Origin of the sequence: Shewanella sp. UCD-KL12 (assembly GCF_001957125.1) — a bacterium.
Taxonomy (GTDB): Bacteria; Pseudomonadota; Gammaproteobacteria; order Enterobacterales; family Shewanellaceae; genus Shewanella.
The window spans coordinates 125,207-143,457 of sequence record NZ_MPHJ01000005.1 but is presented as its reverse complement, the minus strand read 5'-3'; the positions used below and the strand labels follow the sequence as shown (position 1 = coordinate 143,457).

Here is an 18,251-nt window from a genome sequence, read left to right as displayed (position 1 = left end):
ACAATGAAAACCTTAACACAAGCAGCGACAGAATTGAGGCTTACCCTCAGTGAGCAAGCTAAGGTTGAGTTTGACCTCATAGTGATTGGCGGTGGCATCACTGGGGCAAGAATATTCCATCAGGCGGCTGCGCAGGGAATAAAAGTCCTGCTGCTTGAGCAACAGGATTTTGCTTGGGGCACGTCGAGTCGCTCCTCTAAAATGGTCCATGGCGGCCTACGTTATCTAGCAAGTGGTCAGTGGCGTATGACGCGTGATGCCGCTAGAGAGCGAGAAAACTTGCTGAGTGAACTCCCCGGACTGGTAGAGTTGATGCCCTATCTGATGTTGCATCAGCAAGGTGATTTTCCGCCAGCACCGTTATTTCATCGGGTGTTGTCAGTTTACGATAAGCTTGCTGGCACGCAATATCATAAGCCTGTGACGCTTGAGCGTGCCGCATCTTGGCTACCTGAATTCTCCTTCGAGAATGTGGCAGGTGTTAGCCTATTCGCTGATGGTGTGACTGATGATGCCCGCTTAGTATTACGATCGCTTCAAGATGGCGTGCTAGCTGGTGGCGTAGCCTTAAATTATGCCAAAGCTGTGTGCTTGCTCGAGGATAAAACTGGTGTGACCGGTGTTGAGGTGACACTTGATGGTGGCAAGAGCTGTCACCAACTTAATGCAAAATGTGTAATCAATGCGACAGGCAGTTGGGCTGATAAGCTCCATCCGCTAAATAAAGGTGAGCTTAGACCCTTAAGGGGCAGTCATCTGGTGCTGCCATTTGCACGACTTCCAGTTTCTGCTTGTATCACCTTTTTTCACCCTAAAGATCGCCGTCCAGTTTATGTTTATCCATGGCAAGGTTGCAGCGTGATCGGTACAACGGATCTTGATCATAGGCGATCGCTAGATGAGGAGCCTGGGATCTCTCATCAAGAGGTAGAGTATCTATTGTCGCTGGCTAACCACTATTTTCCTCAGTTGGCTATTGATGAAGATGATGTCATTAGTTGCTGGAGTGGCATAAGACCCATAGTTACCCAAGGCAAGAGCCAAACCCCATCTAAAGAGTCTAGAGAGCATATGATCTGGTCAAAAGCGGGTTTAATCTCTGTGACAGGGGGAAAGCTGACAAGTTCAGAGCTCATGGCGAGGGAGACGCTTGAGGAGGTCAAGAAGCAGTATCCTACCTTGATTGGGCAGATATCCAATGCCAGTTTTAGTCAATTAACACAAGGGTATGCAGATAAAAGGCTTAAAGGTTATTTCGGTCACTTTGCTGCAGATGTCTCCTCGATGCAAAATGATGACACGCTTGGTGTCAGCCAGTGTCAGTGGCGAGAACTTGAGTGGTCACTGCAAAGTGAAAGCGTGGCTCATCTCGATGATCTTCTTCTTCGTCGTACACGCTTAGCCTTAATATTAGGTGAGGAGATTGAGCTTTATAGAGCCAAACTTCTTTGTCTATGTCAGCGAGTGCTTAGCTGGAGTGATGAGCAGGCCAATAGTGAATGGCAACGTTTTAAAAGCATCTTTAATGATAGTTATCAGCTACCTATAAAAACGACAGAGCAAGCTAAGGGAATTGGCATATGAGTGAGCAGAATATTGATACAAATATGCCAGAGGGTGACAGTCAGGATTGGATATTAACCATAGATAATGGCACACAAAGTGTGCGCGCTTTGCTTTTCGATCTTAAAGGCAACTTAGTGGCCAAATCTCAGGTAAAACTAACGCCCTATGAGTCACCCAACTCAGGTTGGTGTGAGCAGGGGGGAGAGTACTATTGGGACAATGTATGTTTAGCCTGTCAGCAATTATGGGCTCAAGGAGTTGATAAATCGAGGATCCGCGGGATGTCTGTCACGACGCAGCGTGGCACCATGTTACCGCTCGATGAACAAGGTAAGCCCTTATACCCAGCGATATTATGGCTCGATCAGAGAAAAGCACAGCCAGTAGCAGGGCTTGGTGGGATCTGGGATCCTCTGTTTAAGCTGATGGGGCTCACTGAGACTATCAACAATTTCCGCTGCCGTGCTCAACCAAACTGGCTATTTCTTGAGAAGCGTGCGCTTTGGGAGAAAACTCATAAGTTTGCCTTCCTATCAGGCTTTTTTCATCACAGATTAACAGGGGCTTGGGTTGATTCAACAGGCTCTCAGGTCGGCTATCTTCCATTCGATTATAAAAAGCATCGCTGGGCTAAACCATTCGATTGGAAGTGGCGAGCATTGAATGTTAAGCCTGAACAGTTATTGCCTCTGGTAAAACCGGGTACCTTAATAGGTGAGATCACCCAAGCTGCGAGCGATCAAACTGGAATTCCTAAGGGGCTAAAAGTGATTGCCGCCGCAGCGGATAAAGCCTGTGAGGTGTTAGGTTCTGGTGGCCAAGATAGTAATATTGGCTGTTTAAGCTTTGGCACTACGGCAACGATAAATGTCACCATGAAGCGTTACATTGAGGCTGTCCGGTTTCTACCTGCCTATCCTTCTGCGATTGCGGGGGCATTTTGTAGCGAAGTGATGCTATACCGTGGGTTTTGGATGGTGAGTTGGTTCAAGGAGCAGTTTGCGCATATAGAATTAGCCAAAGCCGAAAAAGCGGGGATTGAAGCGGAAGAGCTGTTTGATGAATTAGTGAATAGTGTACCTCCAGGCTCCATGGGACTAATGTTACAGCCCTACTGGGGACCAGGAGTTAAACAGCCAGGGCCCGAAGCAAAAGGCGCTGTTATCGGTTTTGGCGATCTACATACTCGGGCACATCTTTACCGGGCCATTATCGAGGGGATAGTCTTTGGCTTAAAGGAGGGCTTAGAGGCGATAGAGAAACGTGGAGGCTGTAAGGTCAAAGAGTTACGGGTCTCAGGTGGTGGTGCCCAAAGCGATGCTGCGATGCAGATAGCCGCAGATATTTTCGGACTCACAACGGTAAGGGCACATACGGTGGAGACCTCTGGGCTGGGCGCTGCAATCGATGCAGCAGTTGGACTCGGACTACATGCAGATTTTGATAGTGCGATTTCAGCTATGGTACATGCCGGAGAGAGGTTTGAACCAGATACTGATCATAATCAGATGTATGAGCGGCTTTATAGGGAAGTGTATCTAGATATCTATAAAAAGTTACAACCTCTTTATAGCAAGATTAGAGATATCACGGGTTATCCAGAGTAAAGCAAATAAGTTATTGACCCAGATTAGTGATGAATCTAAGAAGCACTCCTAGATTCATCGATTTAATGCGACTTGTTTTAAGGCAAGGCTATCAGTAAAAATCACCGCCCATAGCACGTTGTAGCTCAGCTTCAGCGAGCAACTCCTCTAAACGTTTTTTGACTTCACGCTTATGTTTAATCTCATCCGCTGCCTGCTGGTTTTTAGGGGCGGTAAACGCTTCGATCTCTGCATCGTTGGGCACAAGTTCAATAATCTGAGCCATAACGAACTCCTTAATTATGAAATACTCTTGGCCATATCTGTTAGGCCATAAAGTAGAAAATTAGGCTGACAATATGTCAGGAACTTTGTTAAAAAAAGCGCTATAGCTTAGGACGTTAACTCTGTTGAGTTGGAAATGTCCGGCTTCATATTAGTAAGCGCTGATAAGAAAGATATCAGGGTATTAAAAGGAAAAGTGAGATCGAATTAACATTATTTGTAGGTGATTAAAAATGATGTTTAAGTCATTTTTTGTGAGACTGTTCTGCAGCTAGTTATTGATTTTAAGTGTTTAATTATCACGTCGCTTATGAGTTATCGCCAGGGTGGCGATAACTCAAACTGACGAAGATCACAAATTTAGCAAACGCTAACTAATATCTACTTTGAATGGATTGCTTCTTAATATGGTTGAATATCATAGGCCGAAGCTGTAGTTATAGCCCAGTACAACCTTAGGGTCATCACCTTTAAGATCGGTATCGCTTACCATAAAAGAGATAGCACCAAAGTCAGTCTCTTTATTGAGGGAAATAGAGTAATCAGCATAGTTGCTAGTATCAAACCACGCGGTGACTACATCACCTGATGAGTAGCCATAATGCGCAGATATTGAGAGAGTTTCAGACAGTGGGAAGCTCACGCCTGCATCGATATAGCTCATATCGGTGTTATCCAGCGGCTCACTGGCGACATCGCTGTCAGCATTGACGACTTGTGAATAGCTTAAGCTGAACCATCTCCAGCTAATTGCGGCGGTGAGTTCACCAAAGTCTACGCTTGATTCACTGTCTGGATAGGCATAATACAAATAACTAATGTCGTAGCCGAACTCATCACCGATTGAACCTGCATAGCCAGCATAGAAGTCAATTTCATAGCTAGTGTCATCACCAAAGTCGACATTTGAAGCCCATGTACCTAAGTAGAGTCCACTTTCGTGTTCAAAGTCGAGACCTCCCTGTACAGCCACTGCGTCTTGAGTTTGTGTTACACCACGCCATAGATAGTTAGAGGCGGCACCGATATTACCGGTGACCTCTGCAATTGCAGTAGCCGGCATGAGGATAGTCGAAGCTAAGATTGAGCTTGATAGTAATGCTTGTTTCATGTTCATTCCCTTTAGTGGTTAGCATATTCACCGCTGCAGTTGAATTGGTATTAGTATTTGCAGTGATGTTCACTGAAAGAAGCGAGTATTGTGCCAATAGTTAAACTATTGAATATTAGTGGGTAATTAAGTTCATTTGCACGGTGGGAGACAAAGCTGGCTTATTATAGGGCAGAGGTGCACATAAAATGTGCATACATTGAAATGTAGATATAAAAAAACCTCCATATAGGAGGTTTTTTCAAGAGAATAAACGTTATTAGTTAACGCTATCTTTTAGAGTCTTACCAGCTTTAAACTTAGGCACAGTGGCTGCTGGGATCTGGATCTCTTTGCCTGTCTGTGGGTTACGACCAGTACGTGCAGCACGACTAGAAGTTTCAAAAGAACCAAAGCCAACGATAGAGATTTTGTCACCGCTCTTCATTGCTTCAGTAACAGTCTCTTCAAAAGATTTTAGTGCGCGTGCAGCTTCTGCTTTAGTCAGTTCTGCATTTTCAGCCATTTTTGCAACAAGTTCAGTCTTATTCATTTGAATCGTCTCTTCTTTCCGTAGATTAAATTAAGCTAACCACATTAAATACTTAGTAATTGCTTTCCCTAACATGCCATAAGAGTTGGCATATTTAAAGGGTTTTAGCCCCCAGAATTAATGTTTGAAGTCAATTTTGGGGTAAATAATCGCCAAAATAGAGCTGTTGGGCGAATCATCAGTCAATTGCTGCTTAAGTGAGCCCTTTTAGAAAGGGGGGGGGAGTGTTGAATAAACGCCTTCCTCAGCTTACTTAATCGCCTTTATTCACTGAGGTTTTTATGCATCAAGCAGCTGGTAGAGGAGTTGCTTAACAAGTTGTGGCTCAAAAGGTTTGTCGCACAGGGCATTTACGCCTGCGTGTGACACATTGCTTAGGTGCGTATCATTGGCCTCTGATGACACCATCAGGATGGGAATATGAGATTGTTGGCTATGGTGACGAATAAACTGCGTTAGCTCCAACCCATCAACACTTGGCATGTTGTAGTCAGTGATCACTAAGTCGAACATATTTAGCTTCATCAGCTCAATGGCTTCCTCACCATCACACGCTTCGGTGATCAACCTCAGGCCTAAATTGCCGATAGTGCGTTTGATAATATTTCTTGCCATCTTGCTGTCGTCGACAACGAGTACTCTGAGGTTATGTACATCAAAATGGTTGAGGTCGAGTTCATCATTACTCAATAGATCTATGGTCGCGTTGAGTGCTCTACCTAGATGCTCAGAGGAGAAAGGCTTGGGCAAGATGGAGACGACTCCCGATTGACGGTAAGCCTCTAAGTGTTCACGACGGCATTCACTAGATACCAGCATAAACTGGATATCTTGATATTCATCATTTTCCTTTAGCTGCTTAAGCAGATCTAATGCGGTGCCATCTTCAAAATGCATTGCACTCGCGACAAGATCTGGCTGGTGCCTGTCGATAATCGTCAAAGCATCATCTAAGGTTTTCGCCGTTTGTATGTTGTTGATCCCTTCGTCACTTAGCCTGCTACAGATAATTTTTCTTTGAGTGTCAGAGGGCTCAACAAGCAGGATAGAAAGTTCACTTGGCAACAGCATACTCATCGTCACGGTTCTCTTGTAGTTTTCGTTGCGGCTAAACTACCTTAATCTTTACAGAGGGGCAACATATCTAAGTGTTGTCAGCTTGTTCTCTGCTTCGAAGGTAATGCTTTGTTTTATTAGATAAAGCCACATATATCTGAAAAGATAAAAGTAGTACAGCAAGGGCTGCGATTGCTGGCACTGGAATATCGTGACCATCAATAACGACTTTCACATCTTCTGGGGAAATTTGGTAAGCGATAATAGCCGTGCCAGCTAGTGCAGAGAGGCCGAGTGTTTGAATAGCTAGATACACTTTAAAAATGATGCTCGCCCAGTTGGCTCTCAAAGCTAGTCCTATTAATACTGGGATCACACCGAGTGAAAAAAGGTCAACAGACTGAATACTCACAGCTCGAAATAGCGCAATACAGGCTAAAACAGAATACAAGATCATAAGTATCAATAATGCTATGGGTGGTTTTTTCATTGAGCTCTCAGCGACTGCACGTATTTATGCTGGCGAGTGTAAAAAAGTCGGCTGGCTCTGTCAAAGCAATCGAACATATAACAGACGATTGCCTTTAAAATAGATTTAGAAAATGTTTAGGGAAAATAATACAGCGCTATGATGCGAGTTTGATAGAATAGTCGCGTATTGATAATTATTGTTAAGTGACGAGTAAATTAATGACCGAATTAGATTTCTGGCAGTTAGTAACAAGAGTTTCACCTGAACAAGATCAAGTGAGCTTAGCTGAAAACTTGAAAGCAAAACTTGAGTGCTTGTCTGATGAAGAGCTAGTTGAATTCGACAAGATTTTTGGTCAACAGATGAGAAGGTCCTACTTCTGGACTGTGTGGGGAGCTGCGTACATTATTACAGGTTGTGATTCTGAGTATGCTTTTGCTGAGTTTAGGTGTTTTCTTATCTCATTGGGAAAAGATTGGTACGACAGAATTATTGCCAATCCAGACGATATTGCGCTGCTTCCTGAGTGGCCAGAAAAAGATGGTTATCCCTATCCATACGTAGATGAATATGACTTGTTAGCGGGTCAAATCTTTGAGGATAGAACTGCCGATGAGCTGCCGTTTGTTCCTTCAGGTAGGGCGACGCCTCAAGGCAAGAAGTTCACAACCAAGAAAAAGCAGTTAAAACTGGCTTACCCTCAACTGAGTCAAAGATTTCCCTTTTAAGCTTCACCTTGTGAGATGCAACGACTAAGTAATAAAAAAGCGAGGTTATCCTCGCTTTTTTATTGGCTAAGTTTAAGTAATGGTATTACTTCTCGTAACAGACTTCTGTGGCATTGTCATACGCACGACCATGGTCATCACAGATGTTATTCATAAACTGGTCTTCGGCCTTCTCTAAATCAGCATCAAAATCTTGCTGCTGGTTATTAATCATAGCGCCATCTGACTGGGCTTGTTGATCTGCCAGTATCTCATGATGCTGATCTATCGATGCTTGCTCTGTTGGGGTGAAATCATTTGCAAATGCTTGCCCTGACAGCATAGCACCGATAATCAGGCCAGATAGTAGGGCAACTTTACCAGAGAAGACTGTTTTAGTTTGTGTGATAGTGTGGCTCATAATTTGTCTCCAAATAATTTAATCGTCTGCAGTTACGTCATGTCAGTAACGGCTTGGTTCGATGAGGAGGTGTCGTCCTCTGGTGCTAAATTGATTTAACTCATATTTGAGTAGAGCTGATGCTCGTTAACTTATTCAGTATGTTAAACGGTAAACCATGAACCTAAGCTGAATGAAAAGTGACCGCCTTTTATACTGTTCAACTTGCATGGAAACTCAACTTACCTCTTGGTTACTTTCTGATACGTATGTTATCTCGTATAAGTTGAACACGAGCTGAATAAATATTGAGCACTAATCTTATGTGCTATATGTGCTAAAAGAATGTTGGGATTAATCTAGAGACGTAATTGAGCAGTTAGGGCTGGACGTGTTAAGAGGGTAGGGATGGCAACGTGGAGTGTGAGGTTGGCTTTGTATCAGATAAGTTGTTGCAAGAGATTGTCTCGCAACAACTAAGAGAATTGAAATAGCGCCTTTATTGAGAGATACAGCTCTCTTCACCTGTATTGATATCGATCGAATACTCAAGACAGATAGGTTGCAGTAGCTCGTGGCTTTCTTGCTCTAATTGTTGTTCAACTTGCTGTAGCTGAACTTCGGCATTCATATCTTCAGTTAGCGCTTCATATTGCTTAAGCAGTTCATCGGCTGTCGCTGTTTCATCTATCTCAATCGAGGAGATATCGCTCGCTGCTGAGAAAGTTGATACGGTGAAAAGAGAGAGCATCAAAATAGTTTTTAGTGATGAAGTCATAGTCATACTCAATTATTAAGCTGGAAATTTTCGGCATACTAGCATGCTAAAGTTGAATATTTGCTGAATTTTTTATGAGGTCTTCAAATTTTTTTTACGATTAATCGCTCTGCATTTTTTCACATTGAAAACCTTGCCTACTAGAGTCAAAGCGACATCTAAGCCCGCACTCCCAAGGGGCGTTATCAAATTTAGCCGATGTTTCTAGCGAGAACGTGCGACAAGATTGATAGTCATTAAAGTCATCGACCTTCTTATATCGTCCAGAGTTATAGCCATTGGTGTATACAAAAGAGGACCAAGTTTCTGGCTCATTGTGAGTCTCTGAACGGTTAATCAGGTATAGACTGGCACCGAGAGTGGTAAAAATAATGGTGACAATGATAATGGCGGGAAGATTTTTCATCAGCTTTGTATGCTTAATAAGAAGTAGGGCTATTCTATTTTGACAAGATAACATTTGATACAAATTTATCGGCTTTCTAGGGAATTATTTCAAAGCTGTTGCGGTCTTATCTATATCGTGCACTATACAGGTGAATAATCACTAATTGTTTTGCATTAAGCTAATATTCAGGTTAGCTTTTGTACGATAATTGCACATAGACAAAATTTAGCCTTAGGAGGCTCACATGAAGTTTACCCATCTGTTGTTAGCGGGGACTATGGTTTCTGGAGCCTTGCTTTCTGGCTCCGCAGTTGCTGATGAAGTGGTTGAAACCCCTATCACTGAACAGGGAGTTGTGAAAATCACTTGGCAAGACCCAAAAAGCTTTCGTGATGTTAAAGCTGCAAGTGATATACAGTCTCGCTATGAGCAGCGCACCTTTGAAAGCTTGACTAAAAGCCTTGATAAAGAGGCGAGTAAGTTGCTAAAACCTGAGCAAAAGCTAGAGATGATAGTCACTGATCTCGATCTTGCGGGTGATGTTAGACCTACCTTTGGTGCGACCATGAATGATATTCGTGTGATCAAGGATATCTACCCACCACGTATTACATTTAGCTACTCTATCCTTGAGGGAGATAAGGTGATTATGGTTGGTGATGAGAAGCTAACTGATATGGGCTTTATGCATACAACCGGTAGAATGAATGACAAGCCATTACGCTTTGAAGAAAAACTATTAGCTGACTGGTTAAAGAAGACTGTAGAACCTAAGTTATAGTTTTATTTTTACTTTGAAAGAAAAGGCTAAATGAGCAACTCGCTTATTTAGCCTTTTTTGATCTCTGCGTTATAACCGTAGAGCCTCTATTTCGCTTGCTCTTTAAATGCCTGTAATGTCTGCAGTAGTACTGCTAATTTAGGGACAAACTTTTCTAGTGCTGCCGGTAGCTCTTCAGCATCTGTTGGGAGTCTATCTAGCTCATCTGCAAGCTCCTGAACATAAGGCTTAAACCGCTTGCTGCTGGTGGTAAATCCTTGCTCTTGGGTGAAGATGGTATTAAATTTCCCGTGACCTGCTTTTTTCAGTTCATCTAGCTTGCCATCTGCATCGATGGATTTGCGATAGGCTGATTGTAAATTTTCTTTCAATTGTTCGATAACACGTGTGTGTGGCATAACAGCCTCTCAATGCATAAACTAACTAATTATCGAGATTATAAGGGGCTAATAAGATGGCAACAAGTCAACATAAGCTATTACTTGCAATTGCGCTGCTTATCGGCGCTAGCTCAGCTAATACTGTACAAGCAGCAGTAGAGGATAAACCGCCATTTTTTAGAATCGATTACCAGGGACAAACTGCGTACCTACTTGGTTCAATTCACGTGGGACAAGCTGACTTTTATCCTATGGCAAAACAGATAGAGGCGAAGTTTGATTCATCGGCCTCATTAGCTGTTGAAGCTGATGCCGCAAGTGCAGATATTATGGCGCTGATAAAGAAATATGGTTTAAAGCAAGTGGCAATGGATGATGAAACCCAATCAGTTTTAGATGAGTATTGTAAAACCCAAAGCCGAGTATGCGCGTCATTAGGGGGCTTCTCTCCTTGGCTGCAATCAATGCAGCTAGGCATGAATCGATTCGAAGAGTTAGGTTACAGCGCTAATTATGGCGTTGATCAGGTACTTATATCAAAAAATAGAGGTCGGCCACTGCTTGAGCTGGAAAGTACTGAATTCCAGTTTCAACTGCTTTCCTCCTTTGATGAAGAAGCGCAGCTCGGAATGGTTAGAGAGGCGATTGAGTCCCCCGATGATGATATGCATGGCTTAGTTCAGGCATGGCGAACTGGAGATGCAGCCCATATTGATGAGCTTATGGAGGGGCAGCTCACGGATGATGGCGACATGCTGATGTTAGAAAAGTTGCTATGGCAACGAAATGTAACTATGGCTGATAGAATCCGTGAGTTAATGGCTGCTCCTGATACCCCTCAGCCGATGTTTATTGTCATAGGTGCCGGCCATCTAGTAGGTGGGAAGAGTATTCCATTAGAGCTCATTGACCATGGAGCTAAAGTTAAAAACTGTTGGGAAAAACACTGTAACTAATCCAATTTGAAAAGCTTCTTTAAAAAATGGCGAACTATTAACGCTAGCTTGCATATGTCTGACTATACTTGGAACTCATTAGGTATGAGCAGCATGGAGGCTGAATGCAAGCTATCGCGATTCCTCCCCCACGAACAGGTTTCGAGGATATTCCAAGAAGCTGGGATAATAAGCATAATAAGGTGATTGCTAGGGTCGATCCTGGTGCCTTCTATATCTCTTCGCACGATGAATACATTTTTACTCGATTAGGTTCCTGCGTTGCGGCCTGCATCTGGGATCCACTGCTTGGTATTGGTGGTTTAAATCATTTTCTTTTACCAGAGCGTGAGCTGCATGAAGATTGGCATCAATTAACCAGTTACTCCTGTCGATATGGCAATTTAGCCATGGAACAATTGATTAATGGGATCTTGAAAGCGGGTGGTCAGCGTAAGCGGCTCAAGGCTAAAATTTTTGGCGGGGCCCAGATGACTAAGTCATCTGTGCTGAATGTTGGCTTGTCTAATATTGAGTTTGTAAAGGAGTACCTTAGCCTTGAAGGGATAGAGATTGAAAAGGAAGATTTAGCAGGCCCTTGGCCGCGCAAAGTCTTGTTTCATCCCAATAGCGGCAAAGTTTTACTTAAACGTCTATCTCCTGCGCGTATAGAACAGATGATGCAAGAGGAGAAGGTTTACCTCAAGCATATCGTTAAAGATCAAGAGGATAACCAAGTTGAGTTGTTTTGACTTTATCCCTGTTTAACTAAGCATCGTTCTCTCAGGTGTTTTTACAGCGAGCTTTTCGCTTAAGCCATTAGGTGACATCGCTCGATGCCTTGCACTAAAACCATTGAGGTTGAGCAAAACTCAATCTCGAAAGTTCAGCAAGCCCTTGTAGCCTAAAATGTTGAGGCTACAAGGACTGCTATTTCTATCTGCTGTACTCTCAATAAACTTTAAATTTTCTTCATCAAGTCTGAATTTTAGGCAAGGGTGTTTACTTTAAGGTATACTCGCGGGCTTGAAATCTGTTTGATGAGTTTAAATTTTGAAAGGTTCGGTTAACGTGGAAAATGATTTTTCGATTGAATTGAAGGCGATGCCTACCCTATTTTCCCTGTATCGTAAGATTTTCTTCGGGCGAAAGCCGGGGTGGAATGAGCAAGCTCTACCTAAGATCTATGTCTCAACGCCCAATGTCAGCCTATCTCCAGAAAAAGTCGAGCAGTACTCTTCGGTATGTGGCTTTGACTTTGACGGTAAGACACTGCCTATGACTTATATGTACGTAATGGCATTTAGGCTACACGCGGTTATTTTTACCCATGATGGTATCACCTTTCCCCTATTGGGAATGATTCACCTGAAAAATAGTATCACCCAACATAGAGGGCTATCTGTTGATGAGACCTTTAACATTGAGTGTGCGCTAACAAGTAGTACGGTGACGGATTCAGGTTTAGAGTTTGAATTAGTATCAAAAGCATTTGTCGGTGATGAGCTGGTCTGGGAGTCACTGTCGACCTACCTGTATCGAATCGAAAATAACAAACGTCGCATACGACCACCAAAAGCCAACCCAATGGCTTGGGATGCGCCAGAGTCTTGGAGTTTAGCTGAAGATTTAGGCCGCCGATATGCGAAAGCATCTGGCGACTATAACTTGATCCATCTTCACCCTGTACTCTCAAAGCGATTTGGTTTTGACCGTGTCTTAGCCCATGGTATGTGGTCTAAGGCTCGCTGTATTGCTCAGATGATGCCACAAATTGGTGAGCGTCCTTGCACGGTAGATGTTGCGTTTAAACTGCCATTATTTATGCCATCAGATGTCAGCTTTGACAGTGAACAAGATGAAGACAATCTCGTGTTTGAGCTGAGGGATGCTCGCGGTCGTCGACCACACTTATCAGGACAGATAAGCTTCCTATAATTGTTACGCTGGTTGGTATCAATATTAAAGGCGCCGATGGCGCCTTTTTTCTATCTAGTATAAATGTTAAGGCACGCTATGCCCTGTCGAAGCTTGCCAGATGCTAAACCATTGCTGTCTATCTAGCTTTATTTTACTCGAGGCAACAGCTGCACCAATTCTGGCTGTATTACCACTGCCTATTATAGGCTTTGGTTGGCTTGGAAGGGCTAACACCCAAGCATAGATAACTTGACTAATATCGTCAGTACCATGTTCATCAGCAATCTTATTGAGCACGGCTCTGAGTCTAATCGCTTGCTGGCTATCTGAGTTGAAGATATCACCGCCACCTAAGCATGACCAAGCCATTGGCGAAATGCCCAGTTGCTGACATTGATCTAAGGTGCCATCACTGAGTGAACCCATATTTATCGGAGAAAGCTCAACTTGATTAGTGACCAGATTGATATTTCGTTGAGCTAAGCTGGATTCGAGTAGTGAAAACTGCGAAGTCGTAAAGTTAGACACCCCGAAATTAAGTACCTTGCCACTTTGCTTTAACTGTTCGAAGCTTGATGCCACCTCTTCTGCATTCATTAATGGGTCAGGTCTATGTATCAGTAGTAAGTCTAAATAGTCGGTATTGAGTTGTGTGAGAGAGTTATCGACTGATACTAAAATGTTCTCCTTACTCGAATCATAGTGGTTAACATATCGCTCAGCTGTGCTGGGAAAAGCGGGCTTGATGCCACACTTACTGATTAATTGCATCTCACCACGCAAAGAGGGCTTTAGAGCGAGTGCTTCACCGAAGAGTCTTTCGCATTGATACTCACCATAGATATCGGCATGATCCATACTCGTTACACCTAACTCTAGATAGGTTTCAATGAGTGCCAGTCGTTGCTGCGCTGATAAGCCCCATGAATCCATACGCCAAAAACCTGCAATAAAATCTGATAGCTGCAGTGAGTTTGTTTCAGTTGTCATTTTATTTATGTCCTTCTTTTAGGCGTGCTGAGATTAGTTTCGGCTTAACCTGAAATTAATTCGTGTCGCTAGATTACTATTTATTGATGTAGATTCCAAAAAGCTTAAATAAGCTTCACTAATCTTCGTTTGGGTATTTAGCTAGTGACACAGATCTTTTATATTCTTGGCTCTCATCAAAAACACGCAAAACTCCCCTATAAACTCTTTGAAAAGAGGAAAATAAGAATGCTGACAGATATCGAAATATCACGCCAAGCGAAGCATCAGCCAATTAGAGATATTGCCCATAACCTAGGGTTAGAGCCGAGTGAATTATCCCTGTTTGGTGAAACTAAATCTAAAGTAAAGCTATCTGTACTGAACCGATTAGAAGATAACTTAGAAGGAAAGCTAGTTATCGTTACTGCGGTAACGCCGACTCCCTATGGAGAGGGAAAAACAGTGACTACGATAGGTTTGACTCAAGGGTTAAATGCTATTGGCAGCAAAACCACGGCATGTATTCGTCAGCCTAGTATGGGGCCCGTTTTTGGGATTAAGGGCGGTGCAGCGGGCGGCGGCTATGCGCAGGTTGTGCCTATGGAGGAGCTTAACCTGCACCTTACTGGAGATATACATGCAGTGAGCAGCGCCCATAACTTAGCCGCTGCTGCAATTGACGCCCGTTTGTTTCATGAGTCTAGGCTATCTAGAGATGAGTTTACTGAGCTGTCGGGCACGGAGCCATTAGATATCGACCCTGAGCAGATCCTTTGGCGTCGCGTGGTCGATCATAACGAACGTAGCTTAAGAAATATTACTGTTGGTCTGGGCGATGTAAACGGTCCAATACATGATTCAGGTTTTGATATTACTGCTGCATCAGAGCTGATGGCGATTTTGGCGCTAAGTCGAGATCTTAAAGATATGCGTCAGCGTATTGGTCAGCTCATATTAGCTTTAGATAAGCATGGCTTGCCGATTACTGCTGAAAAGTTAGGAGTAGCAGGGGCGATGACAGTTATCTTGACCGATGCAATCGAGCCCACATTGATGCAAACCCTAACAGGGGACCCCTGTTTAATTCATGCTGGCCCCTTTGCCAATATCGCCCATGGTAACTCATCGATAATTGCCGATAGAATCGCATTAAAGCTGTCAGACTTTGTTGTGACTGAGGGCGGTTTTGGTTCAGATATGGGGTTTGAAAAATTTTGTAATATCAAGGTGCGTGAGTCAGGTAAAGCGCCAGATGCTGCTGTGCTGGTGGTGACATTGAAGGCCCTTAAAGCTAACTCAGGTATTGCGTCTGATAGCGATATTAATCAAGAGGATATGCTTAGGCTTCAGGCAGGTTTTGCTAATCTTAAATGGCATATCGACAATGTTAGCCAATACGGTATTCCTGTTGTCGTGGCGATTAATCGTTTTCCGACCGATACCAGTGTTGAGTTAGACTGGCTTAAAACTGCGGTCAATGAAACTAGCGCATTTGGCTGTGAAGTCAGCGAAGCATTTAGTTTAGGGGCAGCAGGTGCTGAAGCATTAGCTAAAACAGTGGTTAATGCCACTAAGCATGTATCTCAGTTTAAACACCTATACCCAACAGAGGCCAGTATCGAAGCCAAGCTATTGACCATAGCTGAAGCTGGATACGGGGCAAAGGGAATTGCATTGTCAGAGGAAGCTAAACTTCAGTTAGCTAAGATTAAAGCTATGGGCTTAGAGCATCTCTCTGTTTGCGTAGCTAAAACGCCACTCTCTATCTGTCATGACCCTAAAGTTAAAGGGATCCCATCAAGCTTTGAGTTACCGATCACTCAATTTAAGATTAATGCAGGTGCTGGATTTATCACTGCGTTAGTTGGGAAGGTGATGACTATGCCAGGGCTTGGAATAAAACCAGGCTACCTCAATATCGATATCAATGAACACGATGAAATCGTAGGTTTAGCATAAATAGAAGAAGGCTAAGACGGCGGCCTGTGGCCTATTGCTTCGCGGGCGGTGAAACCTATACGACGAGCTACGCTCTATATGGAAAAACATGGCCACAAAAAAATTGAAGCCATGTTTTCCATTCGTCAGCTCACGCAGTGAGTATCGTCTAGGCTTGTGCAGCCAGCTAAGCTGGCGCTGTCAAGACGCTCACTTGGTAAGCGTTTTGCTGCTTCACTCTGATTGATAGATATGAACATCGCGTTGTGGGAACGGAATACTGATGTTCTCTTGATCAAATCTCATTTTCACCTCGCGAGTAATATCCCAGTAAACATCCCAGTAATCTTCAGGCTTAGCCCAAGGGCGCACAATAAAGTCCACAGAAGATTCGCCAAGCGTATGCAGTTTTACCATAGCTTGAGGCTCTTTGAGTGTCATAGGGTGTGCTGCAACAATCTCATTGAGTACGCGCTCAGCTTTTTCTATGTCATCGCTGTAGCCGATGCCAAAGGTCATGTCCACGCGTCTTTGGTGTTCAACTGTGATGTTGTTGATGGTATCGCCCCAAATCTTATTATTTGGAATGATCAGTCTCTGATTATCTAAGGTTTTAATCGTGGTCGAAACCAAACTCATATGGCTGACTTTACCTGTAACGCCAGCGGCATTGATCAGATCGCCGACATCATATGGGCGGTAGATTAATATCATCATGCCGGATGCAAAGTTTGACAAGGTATCTTGTAGTGCAAAGCCAATGATCACACCAGCAACACCGAAACCTGCCAACAGTGGGCCGAGTTCGAAGCCAAGCTGAGACAGTGCGATAAGCACACCGATAGTAAATACCGCTTTACTCGAGAGTGAGATAAAGAAGTCTTGTAACAGTTTACTGAATTTTAGCTTTGAGTTGCTGACCGCCTTTTTAACGATCTTTTCGACCCCTTTACCAACCAAATTGGCAATAAATAAGATCAAGCAAAATACAAATAACTTAAAGGCTATACTTGGGCCGTTTTCAATGGCTTGGTTTTTTGCTGCATCAAACCATTGCTCAATAAGGCTACTAGCAACATCGATATTGAGGACATCTTGAGTGATATCTCCCGAGGTACTGAATAGTGTCTGTTTAAGTTCAGAGGTATCTTGACCTAGAGAGTCTAAGCTCTCGATAGCAACACCTAAACTCGCGCTACTGTGAGCAAGCCTCTCATTGAGCTGAGTGATTCTGAGCGTTTGCTCTGAAGAGACATCTTTACCTGCTAGGCTCGCATCATCAACGGCTACTTTTAATCTATCTTGTGTGTAATGCACTAGGCTATCGAGCTCATCGGCACGCTCAATTAGAGCGCTTGTAAATTCAGACTTTAGATTGCCAATGTTTATTGAAAGCGTTTCTGACCAGCTAATTGTTTCAAGCTTGGCCTGGATCAGCTCATCACGTTCAGTTTCTCTATTGGAAAACTGCATCATAATATCGGCGTCATGGCCATTACCAAGACCCGTTTTGAGCTTTTCTATGCTTGCCGAGTAATGTGTATCGACAGCCTGTAGGAACTTGAGATGGTCACTGATATAAGGGGTAAGTAGTTTTGCATCTACTGGATTGACACTCATTTGCTCTTTGAGCTTGAGATGCAACTCATCCGCTTTCTGTTTAATTCTATACTCAGTAAATTGAGCGAGTTCACCTTGCTCAAGTTTTAGCTTATTAACATCACGATCTATAGCCTGTTGTAGAGCGTTAAGCTCAGAGCTTATGCTGGCCTCTTGGGCTTGTGATGGGATAGCGATAATTGCTGTGAGCAGGAACATCATTATGACGAATGTACGATGCATAGGTAAAATCCAGTTACTTTTGTAGAGGCTATAATATTACTTTCATTAGCTTAGTGTAAATTCACATTATCAATTATCTGTATTTGAATTTTTAATAGATGACATTTTAGGTCTTACTTCGTACAAAAGTAGCCATGACTTGCCGCTAACAAAGGGTATTTTGCTTTTTATTTTGCTAAACTCCCCTCCCTAATTTTTTAAGAGTAGAGGCTCATCTAGTGTTGTGTACCCATTGTAGTAAAGCGTTCGGTGTCAATGCGGTTGAGAACCAGCGCGGGAAAGGGCTAAATGCACAGGTTCAGTGCCCACATTGCCATGCATGGCTAGGCAAAAACCCTATCCTGACTCGAATTAAAATTTTTGCCTTTTATGCCGGTGTTGCAGCTTTAGTGTTTGGTTACTTTACGCCAGATATGCGAAATATAACGACACCCATAGCGATAGTGTCTGTGATTGCGCTGCTAGTCAGTCATATGATGGATCATCTTAAAGTGACTGAGGCCCCAGAAGTCGAAGAGAAAGATGACAGTGAGCATAGGCAGAAATACCGCTAACACTATTATGCGTATGCTAGATTAAGCTTGTGTTGGGCATATTATCTG

At 43.2% G+C, this 18,251-nt stretch carries 20 protein-coding genes; 9 read left to right on the top strand and 11 right to left on the bottom strand.

The window, feature by feature from the left end; all coding sequences use genetic code 11:
• The first annotated feature begins 3 nt into the window (after positions 1-3).
• Both BM736_RS11405 and BM736_RS11400 read left to right on the top strand, forming a co-directional pair.
• Positions 4-1,584 carry a glycerol-3-phosphate dehydrogenase/oxidase gene (locus BM736_RS11405; protein WP_083700104.1) on the top strand — a complete coding sequence of 527 codons (1,581 nt, stop codon included), beginning with the start codon at positions 4-6 and terminating at the stop codon, positions 1,582-1,584.
• Entirely contained in the window at positions 1,581-3,173 is a 1,593-nt protein-coding gene (locus BM736_RS11400; RefSeq protein WP_256717800.1) for an FGGY-family carbohydrate kinase, read from the top strand. Before BM736_RS11405 ends, BM736_RS11400 begins: the two co-directional genes overlap by 4 nt.
• 91 nt (positions 3,174-3,264) lie before the next feature.
• Here the strand turns inward: BM736_RS11400 and BM736_RS25175 are convergent, their stop codons facing one another.
• The 5 genes from BM736_RS25175 to BM736_RS11380 form a co-directional block, all read right to left on the bottom strand.
• Positions 3,265-3,438 carry a hypothetical protein gene (locus BM736_RS25175; RefSeq protein ID WP_179079047.1) on the bottom strand — a complete coding sequence of 58 codons (174 nt, stop codon included), beginning with the start codon at positions 3,436-3,438 and terminating at the stop codon, positions 3,265-3,267.
• Positions 3,439-3,855: 417 nt separating this feature from the next.
• Positions 3,856-4,548, bottom strand: coding sequence for a TorF family putative porin (locus BM736_RS11395; RefSeq protein ID WP_076412079.1), 693 nt, complete (start codon positions 4,546-4,548; stop codon positions 3,856-3,858).
• 259 nt (positions 4,549-4,807) lie between these two features.
• On the bottom strand, positions 4,808-5,080 hold the full coding sequence (locus BM736_RS11390) for an HU family DNA-binding protein (protein WP_076412077.1): 273 nt from the start codon (positions 5,078-5,080) through the stop codon (positions 4,808-4,810).
• 279 nt (positions 5,081-5,359) lie between these two features.
• Complete coding sequence (locus tag BM736_RS11385; RefSeq protein WP_076412075.1) at positions 5,360-6,157, bottom strand: response regulator; 798 nt, start codon at positions 6,155-6,157, stop codon at positions 5,360-5,362.
• A gap of 67 nt (positions 6,158-6,224) precedes the next feature.
• Positions 6,225-6,626 carry a hypothetical protein gene (locus tag BM736_RS11380; RefSeq protein WP_076412072.1) on the bottom strand — a complete coding sequence of 134 codons (402 nt, stop codon included), beginning with the start codon at positions 6,624-6,626 and terminating at the stop codon, positions 6,225-6,227.
• A gap of 200 nt (positions 6,627-6,826) precedes the next feature.
• Here BM736_RS11380 and BM736_RS11375 point away from each other — a divergent pair, with 200 nt between their 5' ends.
• A complete protein-coding gene (locus BM736_RS11375; protein ID WP_076412070.1) occupies positions 6,827-7,336 on the top strand; it encodes a DUF4240 domain-containing protein in 510 nt (169 codons plus the stop codon).
• An 85-nt stretch (positions 7,337-7,421) separates the two neighbouring features.
• Here BM736_RS11375 and BM736_RS11370 read toward each other — a convergent pair whose 3' ends face one another.
• From BM736_RS11370 to BM736_RS11360, 3 genes are all read right to left on the bottom strand, one after another.
• Positions 7,422-7,736 carry a hypothetical protein gene (locus tag BM736_RS11370; RefSeq protein ID WP_076412068.1) on the bottom strand — a complete coding sequence of 105 codons (315 nt, stop codon included), beginning with the start codon at positions 7,734-7,736 and terminating at the stop codon, positions 7,422-7,424.
• A gap of 478 nt (positions 7,737-8,214) precedes the next feature.
• Entirely contained in the window at positions 8,215-8,493 is a 279-nt protein-coding gene (locus BM736_RS11365; RefSeq protein WP_076412066.1) for a hypothetical protein, read from the bottom strand.
• Between the two features lie 100 nt (positions 8,494-8,593).
• Positions 8,594-8,899: a hypothetical protein gene (locus BM736_RS11360; protein WP_076412063.1), complete on the bottom strand. Its 306-nt coding sequence runs from the start codon at positions 8,897-8,899 to the stop codon at positions 8,594-8,596.
• 226 nt (positions 8,900-9,125) lie between these two features.
• Between BM736_RS11360 and BM736_RS11355 the strand changes: the two genes are divergently transcribed.
• Positions 9,126-9,662 carry a DUF3016 domain-containing protein gene (locus BM736_RS11355; protein ID WP_076412060.1) on the top strand — a complete coding sequence of 179 codons (537 nt, stop codon included), beginning with the start codon at positions 9,126-9,128 and terminating at the stop codon, positions 9,660-9,662.
• Positions 9,663-9,748: 86 nt separating this feature from the next.
• On the opposite strand, the gene BM736_RS11350 is transcribed toward BM736_RS11355, so the two are convergent.
• The gene (locus BM736_RS11350; RefSeq protein ID WP_076412057.1) at positions 9,749-10,060 is read right to left on the bottom strand and encodes a prephenate dehydrogenase; all 312 of its coding nucleotides are present in this window, start codon (positions 10,058-10,060) and stop codon (positions 9,749-9,751) included.
• Positions 10,061-10,116: 56 nt separating this feature from the next.
• Here BM736_RS11350 and BM736_RS11345 point away from each other — a divergent pair, with 56 nt between their 5' ends.
• The 3 genes from BM736_RS11345 to BM736_RS11335 all read left to right on the top strand — a co-directional run bounded on the left by BM736_RS11345 (position 10,117) and on the right by BM736_RS11335 (position 12,915).
• Positions 10,117-10,998, top strand: coding sequence for a TraB/GumN family protein (locus BM736_RS11345; protein ID WP_076412054.1), 882 nt, complete (start codon positions 10,117-10,119; stop codon positions 10,996-10,998).
• Between the two features lie 104 nt (positions 10,999-11,102).
• Positions 11,103-11,729 (top strand): chemotaxis protein CheD, encoded by a 627-nt coding sequence (locus BM736_RS11340; protein ID WP_076412051.1) that lies wholly within the window; start codon positions 11,103-11,105, stop codon positions 11,727-11,729.
• A gap of 352 nt (positions 11,730-12,081) precedes the next feature.
• On the top strand, positions 12,082-12,915 hold the full coding sequence (locus BM736_RS11335; RefSeq protein WP_076412496.1) for a MaoC/PaaZ C-terminal domain-containing protein: 834 nt from the start codon (positions 12,082-12,084) through the stop codon (positions 12,913-12,915).
• Between the two features lie 66 nt (positions 12,916-12,981).
• Here the strand turns inward: BM736_RS11335 and BM736_RS11330 are convergent, their stop codons facing one another.
• Positions 12,982-13,887 (bottom strand): aldo/keto reductase family oxidoreductase, encoded by a 906-nt coding sequence (locus tag BM736_RS11330; protein WP_076412048.1) that lies wholly within the window; start codon positions 13,885-13,887, stop codon positions 12,982-12,984.
• Between the two features lie 228 nt (positions 13,888-14,115).
• On the opposite strand from BM736_RS11330, the gene BM736_RS11325 reads away from it, so the two are divergent.
• The gene (locus BM736_RS11325) at positions 14,116-15,828 is read left to right on the top strand and encodes a formate--tetrahydrofolate ligase (protein WP_076412045.1); all 1,713 of its coding nucleotides are present in this window, start codon (positions 14,116-14,118) and stop codon (positions 15,826-15,828) included.
• 213 nt (positions 15,829-16,041) lie between these two features.
• On the opposite strand, the gene BM736_RS11320 is transcribed toward BM736_RS11325, so the two are convergent.
• Positions 16,042-17,649 carry a mechanosensitive ion channel family protein gene (locus tag BM736_RS11320; RefSeq protein WP_076412042.1) on the bottom strand — a complete coding sequence of 536 codons (1,608 nt, stop codon included), beginning with the start codon at positions 17,647-17,649 and terminating at the stop codon, positions 16,042-16,044.
• 218 nt (positions 17,650-17,867) lie between these two features.
• Here BM736_RS11320 and BM736_RS11315 point away from each other — a divergent pair, with 218 nt between their 5' ends.
• Entirely contained in the window at positions 17,868-18,203 is a 336-nt protein-coding gene (locus BM736_RS11315; protein WP_076412040.1) for a hypothetical protein, read from the top strand.
• Positions 18,204-18,251 lie beyond the last annotated feature (48 nt).

What these genes read in the sequence shown, in the direction of transcription:
- BM736_RS11405 (WP_083700104.1), top strand. Translation starts at nt 4, where the DNA reads ATGAAAACCTTAACACAAGCAGCGACAGAATTGAGGCTTACCCTCAGT.
- BM736_RS11390 (WP_076412077.1), bottom strand. Translation starts at nt 5,080, where the DNA reads ATGAATAAGACTGAACTTGTTGCAAAAATGGCTGAAAATGCAGAACTG.
- BM736_RS11375 (WP_076412070.1), top strand. Translation starts at nt 6,827, where the DNA reads ATGACCGAATTAGATTTCTGGCAGTTAGTAACAAGAGTTTCACCTGAA.
- BM736_RS11370 (WP_076412068.1), bottom strand. Translation starts at nt 7,736, where the DNA reads ATGAGCCACACTATCACACAAACTAAAACAGTCTTCTCTGGTAAAGTT.
- BM736_RS11380 (WP_076412072.1), bottom strand. Translation starts at nt 6,626, where the DNA reads ATGAAAAAACCACCCATAGCATTATTGATACTTATGATCTTGTATTCT.
- BM736_RS11320 (WP_076412042.1), bottom strand. Translation starts at nt 17,649, where the DNA reads ATGCATCGTACATTCGTCATAATGATGTTCCTGCTCACAGCAATTATC.
- BM736_RS11340 (WP_076412051.1), top strand. Translation starts at nt 11,103, where the DNA reads ATGCAAGCTATCGCGATTCCTCCCCCACGAACAGGTTTCGAGGATATT.
- BM736_RS11330 (WP_076412048.1), bottom strand. Translation starts at nt 13,887, where the DNA reads ATGACAACTGAAACAAACTCACTGCAGCTATCAGATTTTATTGCAGGT.
- BM736_RS11345 (WP_076412054.1), top strand. Translation starts at nt 10,117, where the DNA reads ATGGCAACAAGTCAACATAAGCTATTACTTGCAATTGCGCTGCTTATC.
- BM736_RS11325 (WP_076412045.1), top strand. Translation starts at nt 14,116, where the DNA reads ATGCTGACAGATATCGAAATATCACGCCAAGCGAAGCATCAGCCAATT.
- BM736_RS25175 (WP_179079047.1), bottom strand. Translation starts at nt 3,438, where the DNA reads ATGGCTCAGATTATTGAACTTGTGCCCAACGATGCAGAGATCGAAGCG.
- BM736_RS11335 (WP_076412496.1), top strand. Translation starts at nt 12,082, where the DNA reads ATGCCTACCCTATTTTCCCTGTATCGTAAGATTTTCTTCGGGCGAAAG.
- BM736_RS11385 (WP_076412075.1), bottom strand. Translation starts at nt 6,157, where the DNA reads ATGAGTATGCTGTTGCCAAGTGAACTTTCTATCCTGCTTGTTGAGCCC.
- BM736_RS11395 (WP_076412079.1), bottom strand. Translation starts at nt 4,548, where the DNA reads ATGAAACAAGCATTACTATCAAGCTCAATCTTAGCTTCGACTATCCTC.
- BM736_RS11350 (WP_076412057.1), bottom strand. Translation starts at nt 10,060, where the DNA reads ATGCCACACACACGTGTTATCGAACAATTGAAAGAAAATTTACAATCA.
- BM736_RS11400 (WP_256717800.1), top strand. Translation starts at nt 1,581, where the DNA reads ATGAGTGAGCAGAATATTGATACAAATATGCCAGAGGGTGACAGTCAG.
- BM736_RS11360 (WP_076412063.1), bottom strand. Translation starts at nt 8,899, where the DNA reads ATGAAAAATCTTCCCGCCATTATCATTGTCACCATTATTTTTACCACT.
- BM736_RS11355 (WP_076412060.1), top strand. Translation starts at nt 9,126, where the DNA reads ATGAAGTTTACCCATCTGTTGTTAGCGGGGACTATGGTTTCTGGAGCC.
- BM736_RS11365 (WP_076412066.1), bottom strand. Translation starts at nt 8,493, where the DNA reads ATGACTTCATCACTAAAAACTATTTTGATGCTCTCTCTTTTCACCGTA.